Origin of the sequence: Actinomadura sp. SCN-SB, from assembly GCF_043906805.1 — a bacterium.
Classification (GTDB): domain Bacteria; phylum Actinomycetota; class Actinomycetes; order Streptosporangiales; family Streptosporangiaceae; genus Spirillospora.
Genome location: NZ_JBIMPP010000019.1, coordinates 48045 through 73948, shown reverse-complemented (window position 1 = coordinate 73948; position 25904 = coordinate 48045). Strand labels below are relative to the sequence as shown.

The following is a 25904-nucleotide window of genomic DNA, read 5'->3' as shown; positions in this document are numbered from 1 at the left end:
CGACGCACATACGGACTGATCAACACCCCACCCCGCGTCCTCGAACACCGACCGTCACGCCTCCACGCACATGCAGCGTAGCCTCGTCCGCCGAGCCACGGGACGGCCTTCCTCCCAGTCCCCAGCGTGGTGGCGGTGCGGGACAGCAAGAACCCCGACGGCCCCGTCCTCCTGCTGACCCGCGCAGCCCTGCGCACCGCCATCCAGTCCACCACGGACAAGCACTGACCGTTCACCACCGACCCAGCCCCCTCCGCCCACGACCGACGACCCCGCAGCCTGTCTGCGGCTGCACAGACCCTCGTCGCTCCGTTCGCAGGCAGATGTTGCGTGAACTGATCAGGAAGGTGGCCCCAAAAGAAGGACTTGAGCAACGCCACCTGGCGCGAGTCAAGCCACAGCACCTCCAGCGGCGGCAACCGCGTCGAGCTGGCGGACGCGGCCGGGATGGTGGCGGTACGAGACAGCAAGGACCCCGACGGCCCCGTTCTCCTGCTGACCCGCGCAGCCCTGCGCACCGCCGTCCACTCCGCCATCAGCAAGCGCCGACCACCCGGCACCCCCGCGCCCCCGACCACCGATCAGCGGCGAGTCGCCCGTCCCCGAACCCGGACGACCCGCCGCACCCCCACAGGCACAACCTCACGCCCCCACGCAAACCCCGGAAAACCTCACTCGCGGGCGCTCACCGAAGACATGTCGCGCGACCAACGATGCTGAGCACGTCGAGCTAGCGGACGTGACCGGCGTGACCGTTCACCACCGACCCAGCCACCCCTCCGTCCACGACCGACGACCCCGCAGACCTGTCTGCGGTTGCACAGACCCTCGTCGCTCTCCGTTCGCAGGCCAGATGTTGCGTGAACTGATCAGGAAGGTGGTCCCCAGAGATGGACTTGAGCAACGCCACCTGGCGCGAGTCAAGCCACAGCACCTCCAGCGGCGGCAACTAGCGTCGAGCTGGCGGACGCGGCCGGGGTGGTGGCGGTACGAGACAGCCAAGACCCCGACGGCCCCGTCCTCCTAGTGACGCGCGCGGCCCTGCACAGCGCCGTCCGATCCGCCGCCGACACACGCTGATCGGCCGGCCACGCGAGCCCGCCGACCCGGTGCGCCGACGTCGATTTGATCTCGGGTGTGGTGTTGCCGCAGTTCAGTGTGTTGGTGGGATCGCGGGAACCCTTGGTGGGCGGGTCAGCGGTAGGGCTTTCGGCTAGAGAATTGTTCGCAGGGTCACCGATACCCGTCGCTGAGGGGCACTCGTCCGTTCGGGCCGGGGTCGGTCCTGGGGGCCGGGATGGCGTGCCGCCAGAAAAATAGTGCCGCACCGCTCATCACGCACAGGCTGCCGACTTTGAGTTCACTGGCACGCGCCTGTTGTCGTCTGGATGGATGAACTCCACGACGCATGCCGACAGCAGGTTGACCGAGGCGACGACCGGTCCGAAGGAGGGGTGCGGTCGATGTTCCTTGGCCGGGTAGTGGCGGGGCGGGCGCGCCACCCACGCCGCGGCGGCCGTAGTCGGTGTCCGTCGTGCTGGACGTGTCGATGGCCGCCACGACTTCGCCGTCCAGCCAAAAAGCAGACCGCCCTGTCGGCAGGGGCCGATCAGTTCTTGCGCCAGCCGTGGGGCGTCGCAAGGGCGGCTCAGACGGACGACTTCTTGCTTTCGACGATTCTCAGGGCTTCGAGGAGGTATCCGCGGAACACCGAGTGGTTTTCGCTCATCGGGAAGTGCCCGATCTTCTCCATCTTGATGAAGCTGCCGTTCTCAATGGCTTTGGCGGTGCGGGCGCTGTCCTCCGGGGTCGTCAGGTAGTCGTACTCGCCGGTGAGCATCACGACGGGGCAGCGGTTCCCGTCGATCTCGTGTAGGCGTTCTCGCAGGTCGTGGTCGACGGAGTAGAAGTACAGGTCGCCCTTGAACGCCTCGGAGCCCTGGGAGTAGTAGAACCAGGTCTTCCAGCGGTCGGCCTCCGGTGACTGCGGCGCCATCAGATCCCATACACCGCTCGCGCAGACCTGGGCGGCGTTGGCGTGCGGGTGCTGCCACCAGTCGAGGTAGAACCCGGGCGAGTAGTCCGCACCCTCGACCGACAGGACGCCCGCGAAGCGGTCGGGTCGTCGAAGGGCCAGTTGCAGCGCGACGTTTCCTCCGAAGGAGGAGCCCATGAAGATGGGGTCTTCGAGTTCGAGGGCGTCGCACAGCGCGACGATGAAGTTGACGAAATGGTCCGCGGTGAGGGTGTACTCCTCCTTCCACCATTCGACGTTCTCCGGCGGGTCGGACTTGCCGTGGCGGGGCAGGTCATAGGCGATGACGCGGTGGTTCGCCGTGATCTCCTCGTCCTCCAGCAGGCCGCGCCACTGGTGGTTGTGGCAGCCGGCGGTGTGCTGGCAGACCAGCGGCCGGCCGGTGCCGTTCTCGAGGTAGAAGACCTTGTACTCCACGCCGTCGACCTCGATGGTCACGTAGTGCCCGGTGACCGGGGAAACCTTGCTCACGGTGATCTCCTTCCTCAGACGGGCGAGCCGACGGTGCGGAGCAGTTCGATCTGCCGTGTGACGCATCGCAGGTTCTGCATGAGGACCAGGATGTTTCCGTCCAATCGCATGTCGCGCTGGAAGGTGGCGGCCCAGATCCCGTGGTGCATCGGGGGCGGTATGGGCTCTCCGAACCCCCGCCACGTCTCGGGGGTCGCCCGGATCGCGAACTCGTAGGGGACGTCGAGCGGACCCGGATCCACCGTGACCTCGGTCACCCGGCCCGACTCCATCTTGATCGCGTAGCTGCGTTCGGTGGCGTCGAGCAGGTAGGTGCAGGTGAAGTACTTCCCGTGCGCCTGGATCTCGGGGTCCTCATTGCTGGCGGCGGCGAAGGCGTCGGCCCACTCCCGGGCTGGTGCGGCACGGGTCGGTGCGGTCATCGATCGTCCCCTCCTCGTACTGGACGTTCCGGCGATAACGGGCGCTCTACCCAGCCTCGGAGAGCCCATCGACCGTGCGATGACCAATATCCGGCCAAATCAGGAGATATATGGTCATTCCGCCCATGGTCCCGGCGGCCGACACGCCGTCGATACCGCGGCTCCAGCGTCCACAGGGCACGTCCGTCCACGTGGGTAAAGGATCGTCCTCCGCCTGGCGCTCACACCGCGGGCCGGACCGTCGCGCCGCGCATCCATCCGTGACGCTGACCTTCTCCGGCCCGATTACCGGGCGCTTCGCTGCTCTGACCGTGCCCTATCGGCCGCTGCGGCCACCTCGTGATCACGTCACCTTCGTCCACCGGGGCGACTTCTCCACTACGCGGACGATCTTCCCGTTGACGCGGGAGCGCCGTTCCTACCGGCGTTCTGGCCCCGGATCGGTGTCGTGACCGATTCCTGCAATCCTCGAACGGTCGCCTCGCATACGTTCACCCGCATGAAGACGCAGGTCATTCGACCGGGTGAACCGGGTTATGACGCTGAGCGGCTGGGTTTGAACCGGGCGGCGGAGTCGCACCCGGCCTGCGTGGTCGCAGCGGTGGACGAACGTGACGTGGTGGCCGCCGTGCGAATGGCCGCCGAGCAGGGTCGGCCCGTGGGGGTGATGGCCACCGGGCACGGCCAGGCGGTCCCCGCCGACGGGGCCGTGCTGGTCAACACGAGTCGGATGGACGGCGTCACCGTTGACCCGGCCGCCGCGACGGCTTGGGTCGAGGCGGGAACCCGATGGTCACGGGTGTTGGAGTGCGCCACCTGGCACGGGCTGGCGCCGTTGAACGGCTCCAGTCCCAGCGTGGGCGCGGTCGGCTACAGGATGGGCGGCGGTGCCGGGCTGCTGGGGCGCCGGTTCGGTTTCGCCGCCGACCATGTGCGCCGTCTGCGGATGGTCGGCGCCGATGGACGGTCGTACGACGTGACGGCCGAATCGGATCCCGACCTGTTCTGGGCGGTGCGCGGCGGCAAGGACAACTTCGGGCTGGTCGTCGGCATGGAGATCGACCTGTTCCCGGTCTCGCACCTGGACGGGGGCGGGCTGTATTTCGCGGGCGAGGCCACCGCCGAGGTCCTGCACGGCTACGCCGAATGGACGCGGCGGGTGCCTGAGACGATGGCGTCCTCGGTGCTGCTGGCGCACCATCCCGATCTGCCCGGCGTACCGGAGCCGTTGCGCGGCCGGTTCGTCGCGCACAGCGGTGGCATGGCCGAGGGCGGGCGCCTGGTCCGGCCGCTGCGCAAGCTGGGCCCTCTCCTGCTGGACACGGTACGCAAGATGCCCTACGCCGAGGTCGGGTCGATCCACCACGATCCCGCCGACGAACCGTACGTGGCGTACGACCGCAACGTACTGCTGAAGGACCTCACCCCGGGAGACCGTCGAGCTGATCTCCGCGCCGGCGGGACCGGGCACGCCGCCCGTGGCCGAACTACGGCATTTCGGCGGCGCGTACGCCCGTCCGCCGCGCGTTCCCAACTGCGTGGGCGGCCGCGACGCGGAGTTCTCGTTCTTCACCGGCATTGTCCCAGACCCCGGCACGCTGCGGCGGCGTGACGAGACGCTGGACGCGCTACGTCCCTGACGCACCGGAGGGACCAACCTCAACTTCGCCGGTGTCGAAGACAGTGCCCCGCAACGTGTGGCGGCGGCCTACACCCCGGCCGACCACGCCAGGCTCACCGCCCTCAAGGCCCGGTACGACCCGCGCATCACCTTCGGTCAACCTCATCCCACCTGGGATTTGAGCCCGTTCACTCCTGAGGAGCCCGCCATGCGCACGGTCATCAACTCCACGTACGACGGCGTCATCCAGAACCCGCAGGACTGGCCGTCGCTCGGCGGTTTCAGCGACGCGGGCAGCCAGGTCCAGACCAAACTGCTGGAACGCTGCGACGCGGTATTACTGGGCCGCCACACCTACGAAGCGTTCGCCCCGGTGTGGTCCAGCCGTTCCGGCGATCCGCTCAGCGACCGCATGAACGCGCTGCCCAAGTACGTCGTCTCGACCACCCTCACCAAGCCGGCGCCTCCATCGTTCAGTACGGCTTCGGTCCGCTGGCCCATGCGATCATGGCCGAGGGACTGCTCGACGAGCTGCGCCTGTGGGTGCACCCCTTCTTCGTCGGCAGCGGCACCGCCGACGACCTGCTTTATCGCACCGGATCGTCCGGAAGGTTCGAGCTCACCGACACCACCGTCCTCGACAGCGGCATCGTCATCCTCACCTACCGGTCCCCCTCCGCACCTTGACGCCGGAGGCGGTACGGCCTCACCCTGCCCAGCCCTTGGAGTGGCCGGGGTCGTAATGGTGTGGTCGCGAACGTCTTGGACGTGAGCTCGGACGCGAGGGCGGTGTCGATCAGGACGCTGCCCGGGTAGGCGGTCGCTGTGAGGCGCGCGGCCAGGTTGACAGGCGTCCCGAACACATCGCCCAGGCGAAGGATGACCTCCCCATAGGCCATGCCCACGCGGACGCGCGGGAAGTCGGGGTCCGCCTCTCCGCGCTCGGCGACGTTGAGCCCGATCTCGGCGGCGGCCGCGGGGTCCTGGGCGACGAACAGCACCTCGTCGCCCAGCGTTTTGATCACGCGGCCGCCGTGCTCGGCGACCAGGCCGGTCGTGGTCGACTCGAAGCGTTCCACGAGGTCGGCGAGGGCGGGCCCCTCCATGCCGCGGCTGAGCCGGGTGAACGAGACGATGTCGGCGAAGCCGGCGGCGAGCAGGGCGGTGCCCGCGGCCGGGTCGGCGGTGGCCGTGGCGGTGGATCCGGCGGCGCGCATACCCGCGGCGGCGAGCTGGCGGCGCCACCCGTGCATCAGAAGGCGCTCGAACGCGGGACGCAGCTCCTCGGTGGCGGCGAGGGCGGCGAGGACGGCGTCCTCCGTGACGGGCTCGTCCGGGGGCAGGCGTTCGCTGAGCCGTTGCAGCCAGACGTCGCCGAGCCAGCCCGCCAGCCGTCCCATCGTCTGCCCGACCGCCCTGGACAGGCGCAGCACCATCTCCTCGTCCACGAGGTCGTACCGCAGCAGGTCCTTGATCTCGCGAAGGGCGGTCACGTCCCCGTCGGTGAAGGCGACCTCGTCGTCCGGCGGGGTGGGGAAGCCGAGGGCCTGCCAGATGGCGCGGGCGTAGTCCTCGGGGACCCCGGAACGTTCTTCGACCTGCCTGCGGGTGTAGCGCAGGGGGCCGCCGAGAAGGGTCTCCTCGATGTCCCGGGGATCGGTCGGGTCGGCCATGGCCACCTCTGTTCGCCGTCGATCGATGCCGCAATGGTGGCGAGTGAGATCAGAGCGGTCAAACCCGCGCGGCGCCCCCGTCAGAGCAGTGAGGCGCCCCACACCACCGTGACCTCGCGTGTGGTGCCGGTGGTCGGGTCGGAGAAGGTCAGCGTCGCCTGTCCGGGCAGGTTGATCAGGTGGGTGCGCAGCGTGACGGTGACGTCGGCGGTGGTGTCCGCGGCCAGCTCACCCTGCGGGTGCGACACCGAGAGCTGCTCGGACGAGCTTGTCGCGTTCCAGGACACGGGGCCCTGCGACGCCTCCAGCCGGACCGTGGCGGTCTTCCTCATGTACAGCTCCACCCGCGCCGGCGTGACGATCAGCGTCCCCGGTCGTGGCGGGGCGGGCGAGGTGGGCGCGCCGGTGCTGGGCGGGGACGCGCCCTGTCCCTGCGAGCCGGCCGGGGGCGTCGCACCCGGAGCGCTGGGTGCGACGCCGTCCCTCGGGGGCTCCTGGCCGGTCCCCCCTCCCTGCGGCTGCCTTGGCACATGGTCGGTGACGGACGGCTGCGGACGCGCCCGGAACGGCGGCCAGTAGATCGTCGGATCGCCCAGCCCCGGGCTGATCAGCATCGCGCCGAGAACGGCGGTGACCAGGGCGCCCGCCATGCCGCCCCCGGCGAACAGCCAGCGCTTGGTGTACGGCGACGGCGTGTCCGGCTGGGTCGGCATGCCGTGCGGCGTCAGCGCGCCGCCGCGCGCCGCGATGTCGTTCCGGTACCCGGCCAGCTCGGGGTCGGTCGCCGTGTGCAGGACGCGGTGCCGCAACGACGCCGGGAGGACGGGCGCGGACGCGAAGGCGAGCAGCGCGGCGGGGTTCACACCGGCACGACGCCGGCAGTCGGTGCACTCGCGGTGGTCTTCCGCCTGGCCGACGGCGCACCGTTCGGTGGCCACCTTCAGCTCGGTCGTGTACGCCTCGTCCAGGCGGGTCCGGGCGCGGGCGACCCGGGTGGCGGCCCGCCGCGGCGAGACGCCGTGCACGCTCCCGATCTCGGCGGCGGACAGCTCGTGCCGGACGGCGAGGAGCAGCGCCTCCTGGTCACAGGGCTCCAGCCTCGCCACGGAGCCGTCCAGCAGCCTGCGCAGTTCGGAGGAAGGCGGCGGCTCGTCGGCATCGGGCGCGCGCTCGGGACGTTCACGGACGGACTGGGACGGGTCCTCATCGACCGAACCTCGCATCGCCGCCGCGAGGACACCGTGAGGCGGAGCGTCGACGGGGGCCTCCGCCTCAGGCTCGCTGGATTCACTGGATTCGCCGGAGTCATGCGCCGTTCCGGGCTTCCGCGATGGGCCGGAACGCATCGTTCTCGGCGTCTCGGAATGGCCCCAGGCATCACCGAAGTCCACGTCCGGTTCCCAGTACAGCACCCGCGACCTGGCGCGCTGCACGCAACGGCGCCGCACCGCCCCGTACAGCCACGAACGCAATCGCTGGTGGTCCCGCATCCGGGGGGCGCGGCGGGCGGCGTCAATGAACGTGTCGTGCGTGATATCGGCGGCGATCCTGTACTCGCCGGTCATCGACAAGGCGTAGTCGTACAAACGCTCAGCGTAGGCGTCATAAAGCGCGGCCAAGGCATTCGCGTCGCCGTCGTTCAACCTCTGGACCAGCCGTCGGTCGGCCGCGACGTCGGACGTGGACCACCTGGGCATTCACGCTCCCGGCACCGGCATGGGGAGACCCGCCCTCGCGGGGCCGTTTCAGGACACTCGGCTCACCCTGCATACACCCCTTGACCCCATCCGCACCAGTTGATCCCTGAAATCACGATGAAGGTGTCCCAACGCAGACACGCACAACGCACGCCGCCTCTTCACCGAACCCACGGAGTGATCATGTGGCGGCAGGCGGGGTGCCCGCCTCGGCGGACGAACGGAATGGCGCCGAGCCCCATTCACGACCCCGGCCGCTTTGGCGGGCACGGCCGTGAAAACGCCGTTCAGTCGACGCGCTGAACGTCCAGCTCGCCCTCCGCGTACTGGCGGCGCAGGACCTTCTTGTCGAATTTCCCGACCGAGGTCTTCGGGACCGCCTCGATGAACGACCAGCGTTCGGGGAGTTGCCACTTCGGGATCAGGCCGGTGAGGAACTCCTTGAGCTGCCGGGCCGTGACCGCCGCGCCCTCCCGTACCACCACCGTCGCGAGGGGGCGCTCCTGCCAGCGGTCGTCGGGCACCCCCACCACGGCCGCCTCCAGGACGTCGGGATGGGCCATCAGATGGTTCTCCAGCTCCACCGACGAGATCCACTCGCCGCCCGACTTGATCACGTCCTTGGCCCGGTCGGACAGGTTCAGGAAGCCGTCGGGGGTCACCGTGCCGACATCGCCGGTGCGCAGCCAGCCGTCGTGAAACTTCTCCGGGTCCTCGTCCTTGTAGTACGACCCGGTGATCCAGGGGCCGCGGATCTCGATCTCACCGACCGCCTCGCCGTCGCTGGGCAGCACCTTGTCCTCGTCCCCGACGACCCGCATCTCCAGGCCGGACAGCACCCGGCCCTGCGAGATCCGCGCCCGCCACGCGTCCTCGCCCTCCGCGCCCGCCGGCGGGTGCGCCATCGAGGCGACCGGTGACGTCTCCGTCATGCCCCACGCGTGGACGATCCGCACGCCGATCTCGTCGAACCCGCGCATCAGCGACTCCGGCACCGCCGACCCCCCGCACGGGACGATCCGCAGCGAGCTGAGGTCGGCGCCGTTCTCCTTGACGTGGCGCAGCACGTCCGCCCAGATCGTCGGCACCGCGCCCGCGACCGTGGGACGCTCCGCCTCGATCAGCCGTACCAGCGGCTCGGCCTGCAAATGGCGATCGGGCATGACCAGCGAGGCGCCCGCCATCAGCGCGCCGTACGGCAGTCCCCAGGAGTTGGCGTGGAACATCGGCACGACCGGCAGCACGCGGTCGGTCGCGCTGATGCCCATCGCGTTGGCCGAGCAGATCGACATCGAATGCAGGTACGCCGACCGGTGCGAGTACACCACGCCCTTCGGGTTGCCCGTGGTGCCGCTGGTGTAGCACATCGCCGCGGCCGACCGTTCGTCGAGCTCGGGCCAGTCGAACGTGGCGGGCGCGGCGGCGAGCAGGTCCTCGTAGGAGTGCAGCTCCTTGCCCGCGTCCGCCAGCGGAGCCGTGTCGGCCTCGCCGACCACGAGCACGTGCCGGACGGTCTTCAACTGCGGAAGGATGGGCGCCAGCAGCGGGATCAGCGAGCCGTCCACGATGACGATCTGGTCCTCGGCGTGGTTGGCGATGTACACGAGCTGATCGGCGAAGAGCCGGATGTTGAGGGTGTGCAGCACGGCCCCCATGCACGGCACGGCCAGGTACGCCTCAAGATGCTCGGCGTTGTTCCACATGAACGTGGCCACGCGTTGGTCGCCGTCCACCCCGAGCGCGCGCAACGCCCCGGCCAGCCGGGCGGCGCGCTCACCCAGTTCGGCGTAACTCCGCCGGCGCGACCCGTCGCCCGTCCACGTGACGACCTCGCTGTCACCGCAGACATCGACGCCGAAGCGCATGATCGAGGTGAGGGTCAGCGGGAAATCCTGCATCGTGCTCCGCACGGCGCACCTCCAGCTCGGTGGATCTCAGAACCGGATTCTTGCCCGAACGGCGACACGCTGTCAGCCCTCGGAGGCCCCATATTTCGGGACATCACGGTGGGTCGTCGCCCGAGACCCGAACCGAGACCCGAACCGAGGGTGCCGCCCGGAACGGTCGGGACAGGGCGGTCACGGGGTGTTCATGGGCGATGGGGTGCGATGTCGGGGAAGTCGGCTTCGAGGGCGGTGTCGACCCTCAGCTTGGCCATGGCGCGGGAGACGGTGCTCTTGACGGTGCCGATGCTCACCCCGAGGACCTTCGCGATCTCGTTCTCGGGCATGTCCTCGTAATAGCGGAGCTTCACGGCGAGCCGCTGGCGTTCGGGGAGCCTGTCGAGCGCGCGCCCGAGCGCGTCCTGCAACTCGGTGTTTCCGGTGTGGTCGTCCACGGGCTGCTCGGGCAGCTCGTCGGTCGGGTACACCTCCAGCTTCCGCCGCCGCCACCACGAGATCCGGGTGTTGACCATGGCCCGCCTGACATAGCCGTCCACGGCGGCGCGGTCCTCGATACGGTCCCAGGCCGAATAGGTCTTGGCCAGCGCCGCCTGGAGCAGGTCCTCGGCCTCGGCGCGGTCTCCGGTCAGCTGAAGCGCGGCCCGCATCAGGGCGGGCCCGCGGGCCGCGACATAGTCGCGGAACTCCTCGTGCCGTGCGCTGTTCACGTCACCACCGAGCCAGGGGTTCAGGAGCCTCGTCGGACCCTCGCCGGTCGCGGAACCCCACCGGTTCAAGATCCATATGACTCGACGATCGCACGGGGAGCTCAATTTTGGCCTAACTGAAAATTCATATTCGGGTCAACCAGTGGACAAACATCATCCCCGGTCAAACAAACCTCAACCCGTACATGACTTATCGCGACAAATCCGCAGACTGCGTGGACACGGTGCGTACCACTCTTGACACGCTGTCCGAACAGTCGTGGCCACGACGTGACCCCTCGATGATCGACGCCGGAGCAACGCCATGCCGCTACCACCCCGGGCCCGCGGAGGGACGCGCCGTCTCTACCGGAACCTCGTGCTGGGGACATCGGCACGTCCCGGCGCACCCGCGGAAGATCCAGAGGAACGCCGCCGGGTCCTGGCCGGGACCATCCTCGACGCCGACCCGTACCTCCTCGTCCTGGACGGCAGGGGTGGCGGGGGCGGCTCGGGCGGCGAGATCAAGGTGCCGCTGGCCCCGTCCACCACGGTCTGGCACGGCGGGCGCGGGGGCCCCGCCGCGCTGCGGCCCGGACGCGAGGCGATCGTGCGCATGGCGCCGGACGGCCCGGTCGCCGACCGCGTCTGGGTGGACATCGGCAGGATCACCGGGACGATCCTGGAGTACGAGGGGGACACCGTAGAGGTGGATCAGGGCCCGCATCGGGGGCGCACCTCCGTGGTGATCCCCCCGCACGCGCTCGGCCGCGTCCTGGTCCGTCATCCCCGGCTCGAACCCGGGTACCTCGTCGACCTCATCTGCGTCCGTTCACCGGACGGTCCGCGGGCGGCCCGTCCCGGCACGTCGCAGCCCGGCTACCTGCCCGGCGACCTGGCCTCGCCGCGCCCGGACACCCCGGTCGCGGACGTCCTGCACGGCACCGTCACCTGGTTCGGCGGCGCCACCTACGGCTCGCCCGCCGCGGCTCCGTCCCGCCCGGCACTGCGCCCCGCCACACCTCCGGCGTCGCCGCGCGGGACCGACGACACGATCAGCCCTGACGCGATGCCCTGGCCGGACATCTGCCCCTCCTTCACCCCCGTGGTCCCAGCCCCGGCCAAGGAGAGCCCCCGGCCCCGTACCGGACCGCGTCACGCGTCGCCCGTCCGCAAAAGGAGAACGACCGCACGCCGTACCACCCAAGGCGCACCCGCCCGGATCGCGCGACCGGGCGCGAGCTCCGCTTTCCTGCTGACCGGCGAGCAGGGGATCGCCTACCCCTTCGCCGACCCGGAGGACCCGGACGCCTGCCCCGACACACCTTCCGGTTGCGTCGCCCTGCCTTACCTCTCCCTGGGCACGGAACTCACGCTCCAGAACGAATGCGCCGGCCTGCGCGCCACCCTGCCGCTGATCGAATGCGGGTGCGTGGCCGCACGCTACTGCGACCGGTGCGTCGAATGCGGGACCTCGCCGCGCGGACGCCTCGCCGAGCTCACCCCGGCCGCCTTCGTGGCCCTCGGCGGCGATCTGGACGCGGGATGCTTCAACGCCGCCTTGCGCTTCGGGGACGACACGCCGCACGCCGCGGAGGACTGACCGATGCTGGAGAACATCCAGAACACACAGGTCCTGCTGCTCGCGACCGTCCTGCTCGCCGCCTGCGTGGCCAAGCTGACCGTCCGTTCCCCCGTGGCGTGGTCCGCGCCCGAGCACGTCCACGGCGTCCCCGTCCCGGGAAGGCTGCGACCGGGCCGTCACATGAACGTCGGTCTCGCCGTCACCGAGGGGTTGCTGGCGCTGGCACTGCTGGTCACGTCCCACGTGTCGGTACGGGTGGCCACGACCGTGGCGTTCGCGGCCGCCACCTGGGCGGTGGGCGAGCTGCGCGTACACCGTCCGGACGCGGGATGCGGCTGCTTCGGCGGGCTGAGCGAGAAGCGGGTGGGCCGCCGCAGCGTGCTCCGCGCGGCGCTGTTCACGGCGGCGGCCGTGGCTTCGCTGGGCGCTCCGCACGCGGGCGCCGAGGTGCTCCGGCAGGTTCCCACGCAGGTGGCGCTGGTCTTCGTCGTGGAGCTCGCGCTGTTCGCCGCGCTCTCGCCCGAGCTGTCCGTCCTCGCGCGGCGCGGTCGGCTCGGACGGTCCCGCCCGGCGACGCCGTGCGCGCGCCGCCGCAGCCCGCTGCCGGAGACGTTCGCGACGCTGTACGACAGCCCCGCCTGGCTCGCCGCCGAAGATTCCATCACCAGCGCCGTACCGGTGGACGTGTGGCGCGAGGGCTGCTGGCGTTTCGTGGTCTTCCCGGCCCGGCTCGACGGCCGCGACACCGAGATCGTCTTCGCCGTGTCCACCGCGGAACGCGACAGAACGGTACGAGCCGCCCGCGTCCCGCCTCCACCCCCTGCACAGGAGCCGAAGGACGCATCCCCCACTCTGCCCGTCTCTAGCCCTCTCTTGGACCTCCACTAGAACCCCATAGAAATCCACAGCCACACACACCCCCAGCCCAACCGCCCTACGGCATCCGTTCAACCCGGTGATCGGCCGGCTCTCACCGCCTCCAGACCTGTGCGGCCGGAACCTCATCGCCCAAGGGCCCGGGTCCGCTCGACCAGCAACTATGCGAGGCCGTGTGGATCGCCCGTACGGTGTCGTCCCGGCTCCCCGTACGGTGTCGTCCCGGCTCGCGGACGAGCTGGTCGCGCCACCGGCGCTGGGCGAGCTGGCCGCCGAGATGGGGGTGTCGCGTTACCGGGTGGTACGTGGCTTCGGCGAGGTGAGGGGGATGCCTCCGTACGCCTGGCTGGCGCAGCACCGGGTGACCCGTGCCCGTTCCCTTCTGGACGCGGGTCTGCGCCCGGCGGAGGTGGCGACGCGCGTCGGGTTCGCCGACCAGGCGCACCTCACGCGCGTTCAGCCGCCCCCGCAGAACGTTCGACCAGATCCGCCGTCGCAGCCAGCGCGGAAGCCGACACGGTCCGACGGATCGTCTCGGGCAACGTTCCGGGTACTCGGCCACGCCGGAACCCCTGGCCTCCAGTGGGGCGACGACACGAGCGTGCTGGGCGTGGACCCTCCTCGGCGGCGGGCCGACCGAAGATGGTCCGCACCAACACCGAACCCTTGGCCGCGCGGACTCGGGCACCTTGCTACCCAGGTCGCGCAGTAAGCACCCGTATCGCCCGCCCAAGGTCCCGCAGCCGCTTGACCGGCAATCACTATCGGAGAACATGGCGGCTGCCCCCGCAGATCGTCCGCAACATCCACTTCCTCAGCAAACGCGGGAAGCCGAAGGCCGTGCAGATCGCCGCGAGCTGCCTCCAAGCGCCCGGCCACATCGGCGGCTTGTCCTCCAGGAAGACGACGACGCAAGCCTGGCGGACTTGGGCCTCCTCGGGCAGGCGGTCACAGATGCTCCGTGACGGCGGCGCTGGCCATGGCTGTGCGGGCTTGGGCGCCTTGGCGAGCGGGTCGCGCGGTTAGGGCCCGATATCGGAATCTAGCAATTTCTACGAACCACGCTAGAAACGGCTAGAGAATGATGGCGACACGCGTCGATCGCGCTCTCTACAGCTCTCTAGAGTTCTCTCTAGAAAGGGTTAGAAAATCCTGACCGGGCCCTTGCCTACCTGCTTGGCGAACGGTCGTTCCGTCCGTAACGCAGGTACCTGGCAGGGGCTAGCGGTGCGGCGAGGCCGCACCACCACACGGGAGTGAGGGCGGAGCGCTGCGGGCGGGTCAAGGGTGTTGGACGGGGACCTTGCGTTAGGTGGAGTTGAGGGCGGGCGGATGGTGGGTTGCGAGCGTCGGACCGCGGCGCTGGCACAAGCCGGGGGGCGCCGGTGTGGTGCGTCGGTCAGACGGGTTGGGCTCGGAGGAACTTGCCGAAGTGGGGGACGGTGAAGGCGACCAGGCCGCGTTCGGCGCTGTAGATGAGGCCCTTCTTGATCAGGCCGTCGCGGGCCGGGGAGAGGCTGGAGGGTTTGCGGCCGAGCTCGTCGGCGACGGCCGCGGTGGGGACGGGATCGTCGCCCAGCATCGCCATCGCGCGCATGTAGTCGCGCTCGGCGGGGGTGGCGCGTTCGTAGCGGCTGCCGAAGAAGCCGACGGCCAGTTCGCTCTCCGCCTCGGGGGCGGCGACCTTGATGTCGTCGGCGGTGATGGGACTGTCGGGCGCGACGTCCCAGACGACCTTGGCGTACGCCTGGACGAAATAGGGGTAGCCGTCGGCCGCGCCGTACAGGGCGTCGAGGGCCTCGGGGGTGAAGGTGACGTCCTCGCGTTCCGCCGGGGCCAGCAGCGCGATGTCGGCGGACTCGCGGTCGAGCCGGTCGATGCGGGCGTAGCGGAACAGCCGCTCGGAGTAGGACTTGCTGGCCGAGAGTACGGCGGGCAGGTGAGGCAGGCCCGCGCCGACGACGATGAGCGGGCCGCCGTTCTGGGACAGCTCGTGGCAGGCGGCGCACAGCGCGGAGACGTCGTCGGCGGGGACGTCCTGCATCTCGTCGACGAACAGCGCGATGCCGGCGCCGACATCGGTGGCGACGGACGCGGCGTCGACGAAGAGCTCGGTGAGGTCGATCTCCAGATCGCCCGAGTCGGCGCGGCCGCGGGCGGCGGGCACGTCGATGCCGGGTTGCCAGCGGTGCGCCCGCGCCTTGCCCCGTCCGCCGCCCGGCTCCTCACCGGCCTGGGCGAACGCCTTGAGCACGCCGAGGAACTCCTCGATGCGGTCGGGGGCGCGGTGCCGCGGCGCCAGCTCGCGCACCGCCCGGTGCAGGGCGGACGCCACGGGCCTGCGGATCGACTGGTCGGGACGGGCCTCGATCTTGCCGGTGCCCCACAGCCGCTGGATCGCCATCGAGCGGAACGCGTTGAGCAGCACGGTCTTGCCCACGCCGCGAAGGCCGGTAACGATCATGCTGCGCTCGGGACGGCCGCGTGCCACCCGTTCGAGCACCACCTCGAACTGCTGAAGCTCGCGGTCGCGGCCGGCCAGCTCCGGGGGGCGCTGCCCGGCGCCCGGGGCATAGGGGTTGCGCACGGGGTCCACGCTCTCGGACTCTATGAGGCGATATAGCTGAGGCCGTAGATTTGCGTAGAAACTCATGCGGCGTGTCGCGCGCGGCGCCCGCCGCGTGCAGCGCGCCCCGGCGTCCCCGGCACCCCTGACGTCCCTGCCGGACGCGGTGATCGTCGCCACCCTCTGCCACCTCCCCGGGCACCCGAGCGCTGACGGGCCGATCGAATCTCTGTTCGACTGTTCGAACACAGTAGCGCATGCCGCCCCCGCCGTCACCCGAACGCGCCGACTCTCCCGAGGGATCATCAGAAAGCCGGACGGCCACGCGCCCCTTCTGGAACGCGTGGCCGTCCGGCGGGTGAACGCCCTGCTCAGAGGGTGTTCCGCTACGCGTTCCCGGAGGCGTCCACCGGCTCGTCCGCGCTGGTCAGGTGCGGAACGCGCTCGGCCGGGATCGTGCCCATGCGGCCGGCCTGGAAGTCCTCGAACGCCTGGACGATCTCCTGGCGGGTGTTCATGACGAACGGGCCGTACCGGGCCACCGGCTCGCGCAGCGGCATCCCCCCGAGCACGAGGATCTCCCAGCCGTTCGGGCTCGCGACCGGCTGCACATCGGCGGCCCTGAGCATGATGCCGTCCTGGTCGCCCTTGTGGTGGGAGCCGCCGAAGACCGCCAGCCGGCCCTCGTCGAGGCCGATTTCCTCGGTGCCGACGAGGCCGCGTCCAGACAGTACGTACACCAGCGCGTTGAAGTCCCGGGGCCAGGGCAGGGCCAGCCGCGCGCCGGGCGCGACGGTCGCGTGCAGGTAGTTGATCGGGGTGTACGTGACGCCAGGGCCCTCGTACCCGCCGAGGGAACCCGCGATGACCCTGACGAGCGAGGACCCGTCGTCGGACGCGAGCAGCTTCACGTTCCGCGCTTCGATGTCCTGGTAGCGCGGGTTCACCCACTTCTGGGCGCGAGGCAGGTTCACCCAGAGCTGGATGCCGTGGAACAGACCGCCCTTGGCGACGAGCTCCGGCGGCGGCTGTTCGATGTGCTGGATCCCGGCGGCGGCCGTCATCCACTGGGTGTCTCCGTTGGAGATGAGGCCGCCCCCGCCCGTGGTGTCCTGGTGCTGGAACGCGCCGTCGATGATGTAGGTGACGGTCTCGAAGCCCCTGTGCGGGTGCCACGGGGTCCCCTTGGCCTCACCCGGCGCGTACTCGACCGCCCCCATGTGGTCGAGCAGCAGGAACGGGTCGGCCATGGGAAGGTCCACCCCGGGGAAGGGGCGTCGCACCTGGAAGCCCTCGCCTTCAAGGTGCCGCTGGGCGGTGATGATTTTGGCGACGCGCCGCCAGCCGGTGCCGGCCTCGTCGAGGCGGGGCAGTCGGGGCAGCGTGAGCGGGTCCGCCGTGATGGCAGGCATCGGCTCTCCTCTTCACTCGTCGGCCGCCCCCGGACGTCCGTCCATGCCTTCCTCCGGGGAGCGCTTGTGCGCGTACAACCTAGTTGAAATCTAAACTATTCCTGAACGGTCGAAGGCACGGGCGCTCCCTCGACCGTACCGCCAATTAATTGAATCTTCAACATATGGACTATACTGGCGGGCATGAGCGAACCACGCTGGCTCGATGCCGCCCAACAGCACGACTGGCGGGCCTTCGTGGACGGCAGCACCAGGCTCAACGAGATCATGGACCGTGATCTCAAGAGCAAGCACGGGCTCTCGATCTCCGAGTACGAGATCCTCGTACGGCTCTCCGAGGCACCCGACCGGCGCCTGCGGATGGCCGAACTGGCCGACAACGCCAGCCAGTCCCGCAGCCGCCTGTCCCACACCTGCTCCCGTCTCGAATCCAAGGGCCTGGTCAGCCGGGACAACTGTCCCAACGACAAGCGGGGGGTGTACGCGAACCTGACCGCCGAGGGCTACGCCGCGCTGGAACGCGCCGCCCGCGACCATGTCGAGACCGTGCGGACCTTCTTCGTCGACGTCATCGAGCCCGAGGACCTGGCGGCCATCGGACGCGCCTTCACCGCCGTGGTCAAGCGCATCGCCGAATCCGGCTGACGCCGCCGGTCGGCGCCCCGGTCCCGCGCGTCCCGGCGTTCGGGACCGGCCGGACGCGCGGCGTCGGCGGCGTCTCCCTACGGGCTGACCCCTGTGAGAAGGCCGAGCGATACCAGGGTCAGGAACAGCCAGCCGAGCATCATCCCGATCCCGAACGGGCGCCACGCCCCCCTGACCTTCCACACCAGCAGCCCGCCCAGCCCGAAGGCCAGCGTCAGCAGCGCCACCATCTGCGGGAGCAGGCTCGGCCTGCGGCTCATCATCAGCGGCGCGTACATCATCACGGCGTCCACGAACAGGAACGTCAGGAACCCGGCCACGGCCCGTCCGATCACCGGGGGCGGCGGCATCTGGACCGGCCCCTGCCACAGCCTCAGCAGCGGCGGTTCCGCGCGCGACGCGTCCTCGACCTCCACCGTGGACGCCATCGCGAAGATCTCGTCCTCAAGACTCCTGGCGGGCGCCTCGGAGGCATCGGCCCGCTCACTCGGCTCGCCGACCTCGTACGGGACCCCGTCGTCGGGCACCTCGATCCGGGAAAGGCGGATCTCGGGGAGGTCCTCGATCCTGGGGAGGCCCTTGAGGGTCGGCAGGTCGCGCTCGGGGGGCGCGTCGCGTTCCTGAGACTCGGCCATGCCGGCTCCCTGCCCGGGGGACGCCGGGTTACCCCGGCTTGGGCTGAACGAATCGGCGCGGCGTGCCCGCCCCGTCCCCCTCGCGGCGACACGCCTCGAAACGCACCGTAGCGAACGGGGGGTTACGACGCGAGGCCGACGCGACGTGCCATCCTAGAGTTATGCCTGGTGAACGGCTTGTGATCAGCGCAGCGACGGTCGTCGTCCTGATTGTCGGCGCGGCCGGATGTGGCCGCGGCTCCAGCGACCCGGACCGTACCAACCCGGCCAACCCGCCCACCGCCTCGGGAACGCGCACCGGAGAGGGCACCCCGGCGCCGGCCACGACCGCCCCGCAGCGCTTCCAGTCCACGATCAGGCGAGTGACCGCCGCCGACCTTCCGCACTCGTGGCGCCGCGGCTGCCCGGTGTCCCCGTCCGGCCTGCGCATGATCGAGATGACGTACTGGGGCATGGACGACCGCGCGCACGCCGGCGGGCGGCTGGTCGTCAACGCCGAAGCGGCGGAGGACCTGGTCACGGTCTTCAGGAGGCTGTTCGCCATGCGCTACCCCATCAGGCGCATGGAGCCGGTGGACAGGTTCAGGGGATCCGACTTCGACTCCATCGAGGCCGACAACACCTCGGCGTTCAACTGCCGCAGGGCCACCGGGTCGACGAGCTTCTCACAGCACGCCTACGGCCTGGCCGTCGACCTCAACCCGTGCGAGAACCCCTATGTCAGCTCCGACGGGACGGTCGCCCACAGGCACTGCGTCAAGTTCAAGAACCGCAACCTCGACGCCCCCGGCGTCATCCACGCCAACGACCGGGTGGTGAGGGCGTTCGCCTCCATCGGCTGGGGCTGGGGCGGCAACTGGAGCGGCGTCAAGGACTACCAGCACTTCTCGGCGTCCGGCCGCTGACACCCTGGAACGGGCTCAGAGAAGCATCCAGACCGCCACCGCCACGACGACCAGCAAGGCCACCAGCGCGGCGATCCCCACGACAAGCCCGACGTTCACCTTGCTGGACTGCTCGGCCGGCGCCTGAGCCGCGAAGTTCTGAAACTGATGCGTCGTCCCGGCCGGGTCGTTCGATGTCTCAGACATGCGGACGAGCGTAACGGATGCCCACCCGTCCCCTAAGGCCCAAAGGCAACCTTGGTCCCGGTAACCCCCTCCTCGCCCCCGGAAAAGCCCGGTGAACCCGCCTCGCCCGACCCGCTATCGTGGTGGCTGCCTCGGGAGGCTTCGCATAGTGGACGAGTGCGGCGGTCTTGAAAACCGCTGAGTCGGTATCCCCGGCTCCGTGGGTTCGAATCCCACAGCCTCCGCCAACCGGCATCTTCCCAGCCCAACCCCCTGACCGCTGCGAAGACGCCATGATCAACCTATGCAGCCGGACGCCACCGAGAGCCGCCGTAAGCCGCTGCTCACGGGATATATGCGGGATGAAATCCGCGACGTTTTCGCAGTTCAGCCCACACGCGCGAAGGGGTCCCGGGATGAGCGGGACCCCTTCAGCGTAGACCGGATCAGGTAGCCAAAGCACCGTCAATCCGCCTGTTCGCGACTCACCAGCCGGAACGCGCGCGGAAGTCGCCCTTGTGGCGTGCAGCTCGACGAGCTTGTCCGCCGCGTCGTCCGCGACCGCGCTCGATGGACACCACCCGCTCACCCGCGGATGTCGCGGTCGGGTCCGCTTGTCCCTGGCAGGGTTTGGCTTGGGCCTCATCGTCACCGGCGTTTTCGGGATGATCCCGGCAGTCGGCGTCGTGATCGGCGTCACCGCGAGATGGGAGATCAGCTTGGACATCATCACCCGCAAGGAATGGGGCGCCCGCTCCCCGAAGTCGAAGACGTCGACAAGCTGGAGCAAGCGCACGGAGGTCGTCGTCCACTACAGCGAAGGCCCGCCGTCGCAGACACCCCGGCAGATCCAGAACTTCCACATGGACAGCCGCGGCTGGTCGGACATCGGATACAACTTCCTCGTCGACACCAAGGGCCGTATCTACGAGGGCCGCGGCTGGCTGGTGATCGGCGCGCACGCCACCGGGCACAACACCTCCGGGATCGGCGTGTGCATGATCGGCCGGGACGGCGACGCCACCGACGCCGCGAAGCGCGCGATCCGGTGGCTGTACGACGAGGCATGCCGCCGGGCAGGCCGCACCCTGGCCAAACGCGGGCACCGGGACGTGGGCTCGACCGCGTGCCCCGGCGCCGAACTGTACGCCTGGGTCAAGAAGGGCATGCCCGCCCCCGGCGGCTCCTCCTCGCCGGCCCCGCCGCCGTCGAAGCCGCCCACCGCGAAGGCGCCCAAGTGGCCGGGCGTGTACCTGACCCAGCCCCCGATGATGCGGCACGCCGCCGCCCGCACCTGGCAGGCCCGGATGCGTGCACGCGGGTGGAACATCGCCGTCGACGGCGTGTACGGCCCCGGCTCGGAAGCGGTCTGCCGCGCCTTCCAGAAGGAGAAGCGCCTCCAGGTGGATGGCGTCGTGGGCCCCAAGACGTGGGCGGCCGCGTGGACCGCCCCTGTGACCTGAGGAGGTCGCAATGGTCAAGCTCAGCCCCTACTGGAAGACCGTCATCGCGTCCATGGCCACCGTCCAGTCCGTGGCCGAGGACGGCGCGCTGGACATCGGCGACAGCCCACGATCGGCGTGGCGCTCCTGATCGCTCTGGGCGTGTGGCGGGTTCGGAACAAGACCGAGTAGCCCGCCTGGCACGCGCCGCCCCCGCCCTCCTCCAGGAGGTGCGGGGGCGGTCGTTGTTGTGCTCAAGGGGGGATCGGCGTCCCGCCATGCACTGGCGCCGCGGCTGGCCGCCGCCCAGTCGACCAGGCGCGCCCCAAGCGGACCGATCAGGACGTTCACCGCTCCCATCCCCAGGCGCGGCGGATCGCGTGCTCCAGCTCGTACGGTCCCTCGGCCTCCACCAGCCGGGCCGGGCTGACCATCGCCCACCAGTGGCCGGTGAACGGGCCGTACCAGGCGAGCACGCCGTACTGCTCACGGAACATCCGGGCGACCGCGCCAGGGTTGGCGACAGTGGCGGTGGGGCAAGCGGCAGGGGTCGTAGGATCTCGCATAGGTCGGAGCCACCTTCCGGCCGAGGCCCCGGGGAGCGGTGTTCGCCCACCGTCCGGGGCCGCCTGTGTGTCTGACGTGACGTGTACGCCCCCAAGACCAGCGCACCGGCGGTTACGGTAAAAGACGTTGGCCGCTGTCCGCAGGGCACGGGCAACGCGAGCAACAGGTCAACCCGGGGCGAACGGGTGAGGCGATGACCTTCGGCGACAAACTCCGCGCGCTCATGGCCGAGCGCGGCATCGGAGTCCGCGAGCTGGCCCGGCTGGTGCCGTGCGACCAGGGCCACGTGTCGAAGATCCTGAACGGTCACAAACGGCCGTCCCGCGAGCTCGCCGAACGGATGGATGCCACGCTCGAAGCCGATGGCGCTTTGATCGCGCACTTCGATGCCGCTCCGGCACGTCCCGCCCGGCTCAGCGCCGATGAGGCCGAGCTGCTGAACCTCGCGGCGAGCGCCGACTCCAGCGACCTCGCCCCCGGCGCGCTGGACCTTCTTGACGTCGTCGTGGATCGGCTGTGCCGGGACTATCCGACCGTCGCGCCGAATGAGCTGAGCGAGCGCGGCAAGGCGCACCTGAAATCAGTGCTGCGGATGCTGGACGGCCGGGTCACCCTCGCCGAGCACCGCGAGTTGCTTGTCCGCTCCGGCTGGTTGGCCGTTCTGCTCGCGTGCACCTTGTACGACTGCGGGGAGACGACTGGCGCGGAGGTCCTGCGCCGCACCGCGCACCGGCTCGGCGAGCAGGCCGGGCACGGCGAGATCATCGCCTGGTCGTGGGAGATCGCCGCATGGTTCGCCCTGGTCGAACGTCGTTACGAGGACGTGGTGGCCTACAGCGAGGCCGGGATCCGGCACGCGGGCGCCACGAACGCGGCGGTGCAGCTCACCCTCCAGGCCGGCCGCGGGTACGCGCGCATGAGAGACTCCCGCGCACGCGAGGCCCTGAGAGTCGGCAGGAAGATCCTCGACCAGTTGCCACGCCCGGCGCACCCGGAGCACCACTTCGTGTTCGATCACGACAAGTACGAGTTCTACTGTTCGACGATCTACACGATGCTCGGGCAGGACGACGCCGCCGAGGAGCACGCCCGCGAGGTCATCGCGCGGTGTCGGCGGCCCGACGACCCGACGCGCTGGCCGATGCGGTACGCCATGGCGAACCTGGACCTTGGACTGATCACGGCGCGGCGGGGGGACCTGGAGAGCGCCGTCCAGCACGGCCGCGCCGCGCTGAAGCCCAAGCGGCGGTCCGGGGATCTCCTGCCGCGCGCCAACGAGTTGCGTAGCCGCTTGGAAGAGCACTACCCACGGGAGAAGCGGGTGACCGAGTTCGCCGACCAACTGCGCGAGGAACGCCGCGCACTTCCTCCTGGCGCCGGATAAGGCTTCCTCGCAGAGAGGCGGTCACCTCGCACACAGCGCTGCGGCCTCGCCGGGGTGGGTGGTTGTTATTCGAGGCCGGTTACGGTGATGCCCGCTTGGGCTGCTGTTGAGAGCCAGATCAGGAACAGGCCGGTGACGGTGGCGATGGTGGCGGCGAGTGTCCTTGAATCGCCCGGTCAGAGCAGGTCTTTCAGGCGTCGCAGGCCGCGGGTGGTGCGGGCTTTGACCGTGCCCAGCGGGATCGCCAGGCGGTCGGCTATCTCGCGTTGGGTCAGCTGGCCGAAGTGGGCGAGGACGATCGCCTGCCTTTGGGGTACGGGCAGTCCGGCCAGGGCGTTGCGGACGTCGCAGGCGGCGTCCACGGCGCAGGTGGCGTCGGGCACGCCGACGGTGTCGTCCAGAGGCACCGACCGCCGGGAGTGCCGCGCCTCGGCCCGTAGCTGGTCGATGGCCCGTTTCCGGGCGATGGCCACGACCCACGGCTCCAGGCCGCGGGCCGAGTCGAAGCGGCCGCGCGATCGCCAGACCTCCAGGAAGACCATCTGGACGACGTCGTCCACGACGTGGGCGGGCACCAGCCTTCCCGCGTGGTGGCGTACGAGGGGACCTAGCACGGCGTAGCACTCGCTCAGCGCCTCCTCGTCGCCTTGGGCGAGCCGCTGTTCCAGGGTCATGCAGTCCCGATGCCCACGAAAAACGCTTCATCACGTGCCGCGATAGCAGGTCAGGAGGCGCAACCGGTGGCGGGGGCCGCACCGAAGTCCCTAGTGATGAGAACTTCGATCATGCTGTTCACCCGTGACCTGAGGGTGCGCGACAATCCCGCTCTGGCCGCCGCGTGCGAGGCCGGGCAGGTCGTTCCGGTGTTCGTCTTCGATGACGCGATCCTGGGCGGTTCGTTCGCCGTGCCCAACCGCGTCCGGTTCCTCCTGGAGAGCCTTGCCGATCTGCGGGAGTCCCTGCGCGGGCTGGGCGGCGACCTGGTGGTGCGGCGGGGCGATCCGGTCGCCGAGGTCGCGCGCCTGGCCAAGGACACCGGCGCCGATGCGCTCTTCCTCGCCGACGAACGGTCGGCCTACGGGGCGCGGCGCCTCGCCCGCCTCCGCGAGCTGGACCTGGAGGTGTCGGCGCTGCCCGGCATCACGGTCGTCACGCCCGGGGACCTGACCCCGGCGAGCGGCGATCACTACCGGATGTTCACCCCGTACTGGCGGGCGTGGGACGCGGCGAAGTGGCGCCCGGTGGCGCCGACGCCCCGCCGGGTTCGCCTGCCCTCCGGTGTCGACCCCGGCGCGCTGCCGGACGACCTGGCATCGGGCGCGTCGTCTCCGGAACGCGCGCCCGGCGGCGAGACGGCGGGACGTGCCCGGCTGGCGGCGTGGCTGGGCGAGGACGCCGCCGCCTACGAGCGCGTCCGCGACGATCTCGCGGCGGACCGCACGTCCCGGCTGAGCCCCTACATCAAGTTCGGCTGCGTCTCGCCCAGGGCGATCGCGGACGAGGCACCGGAAGCCTTCCGCCGCCAGCTCGCGTGGCGTGACTTCCACCACCAGGTCGCCGCCGCGTTCCCCGCGCTGCCCAGGAGCGACTACCGGTCGCGCGGGCAACGCTGGGGCGGGCAGCAGGACGCCCTCTCCGCCTGGCAGGAGGGCATGACCGGCATCCCGATCGTCGACGCCGGTATGCGGCAGCTCCGCGCCGAGGGCTACATCCACAACCGGGCGCGGCTGATCACCGCCTCGTTCCTCACCCGTGACCTGGGCATCGACTGGCGGGAGGGGCTGGGGCACTACAACCACTGGCTCACCGACGGGGACATCGCCGACAACGCGGGGAACTGGCAGTGGGTGGCGGGCACCGGCAACAGCCCTCGGCCCAACCAGACCATGAACGTGCTCCGTCAGGCGTCCCGTTTCGACCCGCGCGGCGAGTACGTCCGCAAGTACGTCCCCGAACTCGCCGCCGTCGAGGGCGGCCGCGTCCACCGCCCCTGGAGGCTGGACGACGCCCGCCTCGACTATCCGCCGCCGATCATCGAGCTCGATCCTCCGGCGGACGCCAAGTGAGCGGATCCGGGGTCACGCCGAGTCGTCCGGCAGCCTGCGCAGCGCCGAGCCCTTGTGGACGGCCGTCCTGCCGCTCTTGTCGCTGCGGACGAGGTACTGGGGTTCCTCGGGCGAGGCCGCGACGGTGCGGCCCGCCTCCCGGCGCCGGTCGGTGATCTTCTTCTCCACCCGGCCCTCGACCGTGGAGCCGTGGCTGCGCCAGGTGACCTTGTCGCCCACGGCGGGTTCCTCCTGGTTTCCCATGTACGTCGCGGTACCCGCCCGCAGGCATGGGTAGTCACCATGAAATACCCGGTCAAAGGGGGGATTGGGGTGCCTTCGGAATCCGCTGCCGAATGTTTTGAGTTCGCCTTCGACCGCCGCATGGCCCGCCCGCTGGCGCTGCTGGGCATCCGGCCGGACAACTGCCGGCTCATGCTGGGCCCGTCCCGGCTGGAGGTCCATTTCGGCCCGTGGACGGTACGGACGACTCTGGACAACGTGGCCGGTGCCGAGCTCACCGGGCCGTACAGCTTCTGGAAGGCGATCGGCCCACGCTTGTCGATGGCCGACCGCGGGCTCACGTTCGGCACGAACGCCGCACGGGGCGTCTGCATCCGCTTCCATGAGCCGGTCGCGGGCATCGAGCCGGCCGGCCGGATACGCCATCCCGGGTTGACCCTCACCCTCGCAGACCCGGACCTGGCCGCGCTCCGGTTGCGGGAGGTGTCGGCGGTCGCGCGATAGCCGCCGGGCCTGCGCCATCGAAATGGTGCATGGCAGGCAAAATCGCTTCAGAAGCGCTTTTGTGCAGGTCAGAGGAGGGTAGGGGCCGGACCGACCAAGGGGGGAACAATGATCAGCTCACTGCACAAGATGGGTATCAAATCCAACATCATGTACACGGCGGGCACCGTCTCCGTCGGTCTGGCGTTCGCCTCCTGGCTGGCGTCCAAGCGCCTTGAGGAGGCGGGCCTGGACCGCGCCGACCGATGGGGCATCTTCATCGGCGAATGGGCCCCGACGTTCTTCGCCATGGGTCTCGCCCTCCGCGCGGAGGAGATGCGGGACGAGGCGGATCAGACGTCCGAGCGGTACACCCCGGTCCAGGAAAGGGGCGCCGCGCAGCCATCCGCCGCCATGCGGTGATCGCCCGGACCACGGCCGG

The 25904-nt window shown here is 70.1% G+C and carries 28 protein-coding genes and 1 tRNA gene; 16 read left to right on the top strand and 13 right to left on the bottom strand.

What is annotated here, in order from left to right:
• Positions 1-126 precede the first annotated feature (126 nt).
• The 3 genes from ACGWYJ_RS15240 to ACGWYJ_RS15230 all read left to right on the top strand — a co-directional run bounded on the left by ACGWYJ_RS15240 (position 127) and on the right by ACGWYJ_RS15230 (position 1080).
• Entirely contained in the window at positions 127-228 is a 102-nt protein-coding gene (locus ACGWYJ_RS15240; RefSeq protein ID WP_395106619.1) for a DUF397 domain-containing protein, read from the top strand.
• 138 nt (positions 229-366) lie between these two features.
• Entirely contained in the window at positions 367-720 is a 354-nt protein-coding gene (locus tag ACGWYJ_RS15235; protein ID WP_395106618.1) for a DUF397 domain-containing protein, read from the top strand.
• Positions 721-978: 258 nt separating this feature from the next.
• Positions 979-1080 (top strand): DUF397 domain-containing protein, encoded by a 102-nt coding sequence (locus tag ACGWYJ_RS15230; protein ID WP_395106617.1) that lies wholly within the window; start codon positions 979-981, stop codon positions 1078-1080.
• 568 nt (positions 1081-1648) lie between these two features.
• Here the strand turns inward: ACGWYJ_RS15230 and ACGWYJ_RS15225 are convergent.
• Both ACGWYJ_RS15225 and ACGWYJ_RS15220 read right to left on the bottom strand, forming a co-directional pair.
• Positions 1649-2506, bottom strand: a complete 858-nt coding sequence (locus tag ACGWYJ_RS15225) for an alpha/beta fold hydrolase (RefSeq protein ID WP_395106616.1) — start codon at positions 2504-2506, stop codon at positions 1649-1651.
• A 14-nt stretch (positions 2507-2520) separates the two neighbouring features.
• Positions 2521-2928: a hypothetical protein gene (locus tag ACGWYJ_RS15220; protein ID WP_395106615.1), complete on the bottom strand. Its 408-nt coding sequence runs from the start codon at positions 2926-2928 to the stop codon at positions 2521-2523.
• A gap of 499 nt (positions 2929-3427) precedes the next feature.
• Between ACGWYJ_RS15220 and ACGWYJ_RS15215 the strand changes: the two genes are divergently transcribed.
• Together ACGWYJ_RS15215 and ACGWYJ_RS15210 are read left to right on the top strand one after the other, a co-directional pair.
• Positions 3428-4540 carry an FAD-binding oxidoreductase gene (locus tag ACGWYJ_RS15215; RefSeq protein WP_395106614.1) on the top strand — a complete coding sequence of 371 codons (1113 nt, stop codon included), beginning with the start codon at positions 3428-3430 and terminating at the stop codon, positions 4538-4540.
• 516 nt (positions 4541-5056) lie between these two features.
• A complete protein-coding gene (locus ACGWYJ_RS15210; protein ID WP_395106613.1) occupies positions 5057-5236 on the top strand; it encodes a hypothetical protein in 180 nt (59 codons plus the stop codon).
• Here the strand turns inward: ACGWYJ_RS15210 and ACGWYJ_RS15205 are convergent.
• From ACGWYJ_RS15205 to ACGWYJ_RS15190, 4 genes are all read right to left on the bottom strand, one after another.
• The gene (locus ACGWYJ_RS15205) at positions 5212-6222 is read right to left on the bottom strand and encodes an adenylate/guanylate cyclase domain-containing protein (protein ID WP_395106612.1); all 1011 of its coding nucleotides are present in this window, start codon (positions 6220-6222) and stop codon (positions 5212-5214) included. The two genes, ACGWYJ_RS15210 and ACGWYJ_RS15205, sit on opposite strands and share 25 nt — an antisense overlap.
• An 80-nt stretch (positions 6223-6302) precedes the next feature.
• Entirely contained in the window at positions 6303-7919 is a 1617-nt protein-coding gene (locus tag ACGWYJ_RS15200; protein WP_395106611.1) for a sigma-70 family RNA polymerase sigma factor, read from the bottom strand.
• Between the two features lie 287 nt (positions 7920-8206).
• Positions 8207-9829 carry a long-chain fatty acid--CoA ligase gene (locus ACGWYJ_RS15195; protein WP_395106610.1) on the bottom strand — a complete coding sequence of 541 codons (1623 nt, stop codon included), beginning with the start codon at positions 9827-9829 and terminating at the stop codon, positions 8207-8209.
• Positions 9830-10008: 179 nt separating this feature from the next.
• Positions 10009-10530: a SigE family RNA polymerase sigma factor gene (locus ACGWYJ_RS15190; protein ID WP_395106609.1), complete on the bottom strand. Its 522-nt coding sequence runs from the start codon at positions 10528-10530 to the stop codon at positions 10009-10011.
• Positions 10531-10834: 304 nt separating this feature from the next.
• Between ACGWYJ_RS15190 and ACGWYJ_RS15185 the strand changes: the two genes are divergently transcribed.
• The 3 genes from ACGWYJ_RS15185 to ACGWYJ_RS15175 all read left to right on the top strand — a co-directional run bounded on the left by ACGWYJ_RS15185 (position 10835) and on the right by ACGWYJ_RS15175 (position 13682).
• Positions 10835-12112 carry a hypothetical protein gene (locus ACGWYJ_RS15185; protein WP_395106608.1) on the top strand — a complete coding sequence of 426 codons (1278 nt, stop codon included), beginning with the start codon at positions 10835-10837 and terminating at the stop codon, positions 12110-12112.
• A 3-nt stretch (positions 12113-12115) separates the two neighbouring features.
• Positions 12116-12982, top strand: coding sequence for a MauE/DoxX family redox-associated membrane protein (locus ACGWYJ_RS15180; protein ID WP_395106607.1), 867 nt, complete (start codon positions 12116-12118; stop codon positions 12980-12982).
• Positions 12983-13133: 151 nt separating this feature from the next.
• Positions 13134-13682, top strand: a complete 549-nt coding sequence (locus ACGWYJ_RS15175) for a helix-turn-helix domain-containing protein (RefSeq protein ID WP_395106606.1) — start codon at positions 13134-13136, stop codon at positions 13680-13682.
• Positions 13683-14369: 687 nt separating this feature from the next.
• Here ACGWYJ_RS15175 and ACGWYJ_RS15170 read toward each other — a convergent pair.
• Together ACGWYJ_RS15170 and ACGWYJ_RS15165 are read right to left on the bottom strand one after the other, a co-directional pair.
• Positions 14370-15566 carry an ATP-binding protein gene (locus tag ACGWYJ_RS15170; protein ID WP_285700993.1) on the bottom strand — a complete coding sequence of 399 codons (1197 nt, stop codon included), beginning with the start codon at positions 15564-15566 and terminating at the stop codon, positions 14370-14372.
• Between the two features lie 356 nt (positions 15567-15922).
• Positions 15923-16948 (bottom strand): pirin family protein, encoded by a 1026-nt coding sequence (locus ACGWYJ_RS15165; RefSeq protein ID WP_395106605.1) that lies wholly within the window; start codon positions 16946-16948, stop codon positions 15923-15925.
• Between the two features lie 183 nt (positions 16949-17131).
• Between ACGWYJ_RS15165 and ACGWYJ_RS15160 the strand changes: the two genes are divergently transcribed.
• Complete coding sequence (locus ACGWYJ_RS15160) at positions 17132-17593, top strand: MarR family winged helix-turn-helix transcriptional regulator (protein ID WP_395106604.1); 462 nt, start codon at positions 17132-17134, stop codon at positions 17591-17593.
• 77 nt (positions 17594-17670) lie between these two features.
• Here ACGWYJ_RS15160 and ACGWYJ_RS15155 read toward each other — a convergent pair whose 3' ends face one another.
• Complete coding sequence (locus ACGWYJ_RS15155) at positions 17671-18228, bottom strand: hypothetical protein (protein WP_395106603.1); 558 nt, start codon at positions 18226-18228, stop codon at positions 17671-17673.
• 161 nt (positions 18229-18389) lie between these two features.
• Here ACGWYJ_RS15155 and ACGWYJ_RS15150 point away from each other — a divergent pair, with 161 nt between their 5' ends.
• Positions 18390-19133 carry a M15 family metallopeptidase gene (locus ACGWYJ_RS15150; RefSeq protein ID WP_395106602.1) on the top strand — a complete coding sequence of 248 codons (744 nt, stop codon included), beginning with the start codon at positions 18390-18392 and terminating at the stop codon, positions 19131-19133.
• 15 nt (positions 19134-19148) lie between these two features.
• On the opposite strand, the gene ACGWYJ_RS15145 is transcribed toward ACGWYJ_RS15150, so the two are convergent.
• A complete protein-coding gene (locus tag ACGWYJ_RS15145) occupies positions 19149-19319 on the bottom strand; it encodes a hypothetical protein (protein ID WP_395106601.1) in 171 nt (56 codons plus the stop codon).
• Positions 19320-19453: 134 nt separating this feature from the next.
• On the opposite strand from ACGWYJ_RS15145, the gene ACGWYJ_RS15140 reads away from it, so the two are divergent.
• Both ACGWYJ_RS15140 and ACGWYJ_RS15135 read left to right on the top strand, forming a co-directional pair.
• A tRNA-Ser gene (locus ACGWYJ_RS15140) sits at positions 19454-19546 on the top strand.
• A 417-nt stretch (positions 19547-19963) separates the two neighbouring features.
• Positions 19964-20761 (top strand): N-acetylmuramoyl-L-alanine amidase, encoded by a 798-nt coding sequence (locus ACGWYJ_RS15135; protein ID WP_395106600.1) that lies wholly within the window; start codon positions 19964-19966, stop codon positions 20759-20761.
• 326 nt (positions 20762-21087) lie between these two features.
• Here the strand turns inward: ACGWYJ_RS15135 and ACGWYJ_RS15130 are convergent, their stop codons facing one another.
• A complete protein-coding gene (locus ACGWYJ_RS15130; RefSeq protein WP_395106599.1) occupies positions 21088-21237 on the bottom strand; it encodes a hypothetical protein in 150 nt (49 codons plus the stop codon).
• A 263-nt stretch (positions 21238-21500) separates the two neighbouring features.
• Here ACGWYJ_RS15130 and ACGWYJ_RS15125 point away from each other — a divergent pair, with 263 nt between their 5' ends.
• Positions 21501-22691 carry a helix-turn-helix domain-containing protein gene (locus ACGWYJ_RS15125; protein WP_395106598.1) on the top strand — a complete coding sequence of 397 codons (1191 nt, stop codon included), beginning with the start codon at positions 21501-21503 and terminating at the stop codon, positions 22689-22691.
• A 176-nt stretch (positions 22692-22867) separates the two neighbouring features.
• Here ACGWYJ_RS15125 and ACGWYJ_RS15120 read toward each other — a convergent pair whose 3' ends face one another.
• On the bottom strand, positions 22868-23365 hold the full coding sequence (locus tag ACGWYJ_RS15120) for an RNA polymerase sigma factor (RefSeq protein ID WP_395106597.1): 498 nt from the start codon (positions 23363-23365) through the stop codon (positions 22868-22870).
• 96 nt (positions 23366-23461) lie between these two features.
• Here ACGWYJ_RS15120 and ACGWYJ_RS15115 point away from each other — a divergent pair, with 96 nt between their 5' ends.
• Positions 23462-24757 carry a cryptochrome/photolyase family protein gene (locus ACGWYJ_RS15115; protein WP_395106596.1) on the top strand — a complete coding sequence of 432 codons (1296 nt, stop codon included), beginning with the start codon at positions 23462-23464 and terminating at the stop codon, positions 24755-24757.
• Positions 24758-24769: 12 nt separating this feature from the next.
• Here the strand turns inward: ACGWYJ_RS15115 and ACGWYJ_RS15110 are convergent, their stop codons facing one another.
• Positions 24770-25000 carry a DUF2945 domain-containing protein gene (locus tag ACGWYJ_RS15110; protein ID WP_395106595.1) on the bottom strand — a complete coding sequence of 77 codons (231 nt, stop codon included), beginning with the start codon at positions 24998-25000 and terminating at the stop codon, positions 24770-24772.
• Positions 25001-25120: 120 nt separating this feature from the next.
• Between ACGWYJ_RS15110 and ACGWYJ_RS15105 the strand changes: the two genes are divergently transcribed.
• A complete protein-coding gene (locus tag ACGWYJ_RS15105) occupies positions 25121-25483 on the top strand; it encodes a hypothetical protein (RefSeq protein WP_395106594.1) in 363 nt (120 codons plus the stop codon).
• Positions 25484-25591: 108 nt separating this feature from the next.
• On the top strand, positions 25592-25885 hold the full coding sequence (locus ACGWYJ_RS15100) for a hypothetical protein (RefSeq protein WP_395106593.1): 294 nt from the start codon (positions 25592-25594) through the stop codon (positions 25883-25885).
• Positions 25886-25904 lie beyond the last annotated feature (19 nt).

Coding starts and splice junctions, on each gene's coding strand:
- ACGWYJ_RS15220 (WP_395106615.1), bottom strand. CDS start 2,928: ATGACCGCACCGACCCGTGCCGCACCAGCCCGGGAGTGGGCCGACGCC.
- ACGWYJ_RS15215 (WP_395106614.1), top strand. CDS start 3,428: ATGAAGACGCAGGTCATTCGACCGGGTGAACCGGGTTATGACGCTGAG.
- ACGWYJ_RS15210 (WP_395106613.1), top strand. CDS start 5,057: ATGGCCGAGGGACTGCTCGACGAGCTGCGCCTGTGGGTGCACCCCTTC.
- ACGWYJ_RS15205 (WP_395106612.1), bottom strand. CDS start 6,222: ATGGCCGACCCGACCGATCCCCGGGACATCGAGGAGACCCTTCTCGGC.
- ACGWYJ_RS15200 (WP_395106611.1), bottom strand. CDS start 7,919: ATGCCCAGGTGGTCCACGTCCGACGTCGCGGCCGACCGACGGCTGGTC.
- ACGWYJ_RS15185 (WP_395106608.1), top strand. CDS start 10,835: ATGCCGCTACCACCCCGGGCCCGCGGAGGGACGCGCCGTCTCTACCGG.
- ACGWYJ_RS15180 (WP_395106607.1), top strand. CDS start 12,116: ATGCTGGAGAACATCCAGAACACACAGGTCCTGCTGCTCGCGACCGTC.
- ACGWYJ_RS15175 (WP_395106606.1), top strand. CDS start 13,134: ATGCGAGGCCGTGTGGATCGCCCGTACGGTGTCGTCCCGGCTCCCCGT.
- ACGWYJ_RS15165 (WP_395106605.1), bottom strand. CDS start 16,948: ATGCCTGCCATCACGGCGGACCCGCTCACGCTGCCCCGACTGCCCCGC.
- ACGWYJ_RS15160 (WP_395106604.1), top strand. CDS start 17,132: ATGAGCGAACCACGCTGGCTCGATGCCGCCCAACAGCACGACTGGCGG.
- ACGWYJ_RS15155 (WP_395106603.1), bottom strand. CDS start 18,228: ATGGCCGAGTCTCAGGAACGCGACGCGCCCCCCGAGCGCGACCTGCCG.
- ACGWYJ_RS15150 (WP_395106602.1), top strand. CDS start 18,390: ATGCCTGGTGAACGGCTTGTGATCAGCGCAGCGACGGTCGTCGTCCTG.
- ACGWYJ_RS15145 (WP_395106601.1), bottom strand. CDS start 19,319: ATGTCTGAGACATCGAACGACCCGGCCGGGACGACGCATCAGTTTCAG.
- ACGWYJ_RS15135 (WP_395106600.1), top strand. CDS start 19,964: ATGATCCCGGCAGTCGGCGTCGTGATCGGCGTCACCGCGAGATGGGAG.
- ACGWYJ_RS15130 (WP_395106599.1), bottom strand. CDS start 21,237: ATGTTCCGTGAGCAGTACGGCGTGCTCGCCTGGTACGGCCCGTTCACC.
- ACGWYJ_RS15125 (WP_395106598.1), top strand. CDS start 21,501: ATGACCTTCGGCGACAAACTCCGCGCGCTCATGGCCGAGCGCGGCATC.
- ACGWYJ_RS15120 (WP_395106597.1), bottom strand. CDS start 23,365: ATGACCCTGGAACAGCGGCTCGCCCAAGGCGACGAGGAGGCGCTGAGC.
- ACGWYJ_RS15115 (WP_395106596.1), top strand. CDS start 23,462: ATGAGAACTTCGATCATGCTGTTCACCCGTGACCTGAGGGTGCGCGAC.
- ACGWYJ_RS15110 (WP_395106595.1), bottom strand. CDS start 25,000: ATGGGAAACCAGGAGGAACCCGCCGTGGGCGACAAGGTCACCTGGCGC.
- ACGWYJ_RS15105 (WP_395106594.1), top strand. CDS start 25,121: ATGGCCCGCCCGCTGGCGCTGCTGGGCATCCGGCCGGACAACTGCCGG.
- ACGWYJ_RS15100 (WP_395106593.1), top strand. CDS start 25,592: ATGATCAGCTCACTGCACAAGATGGGTATCAAATCCAACATCATGTAC.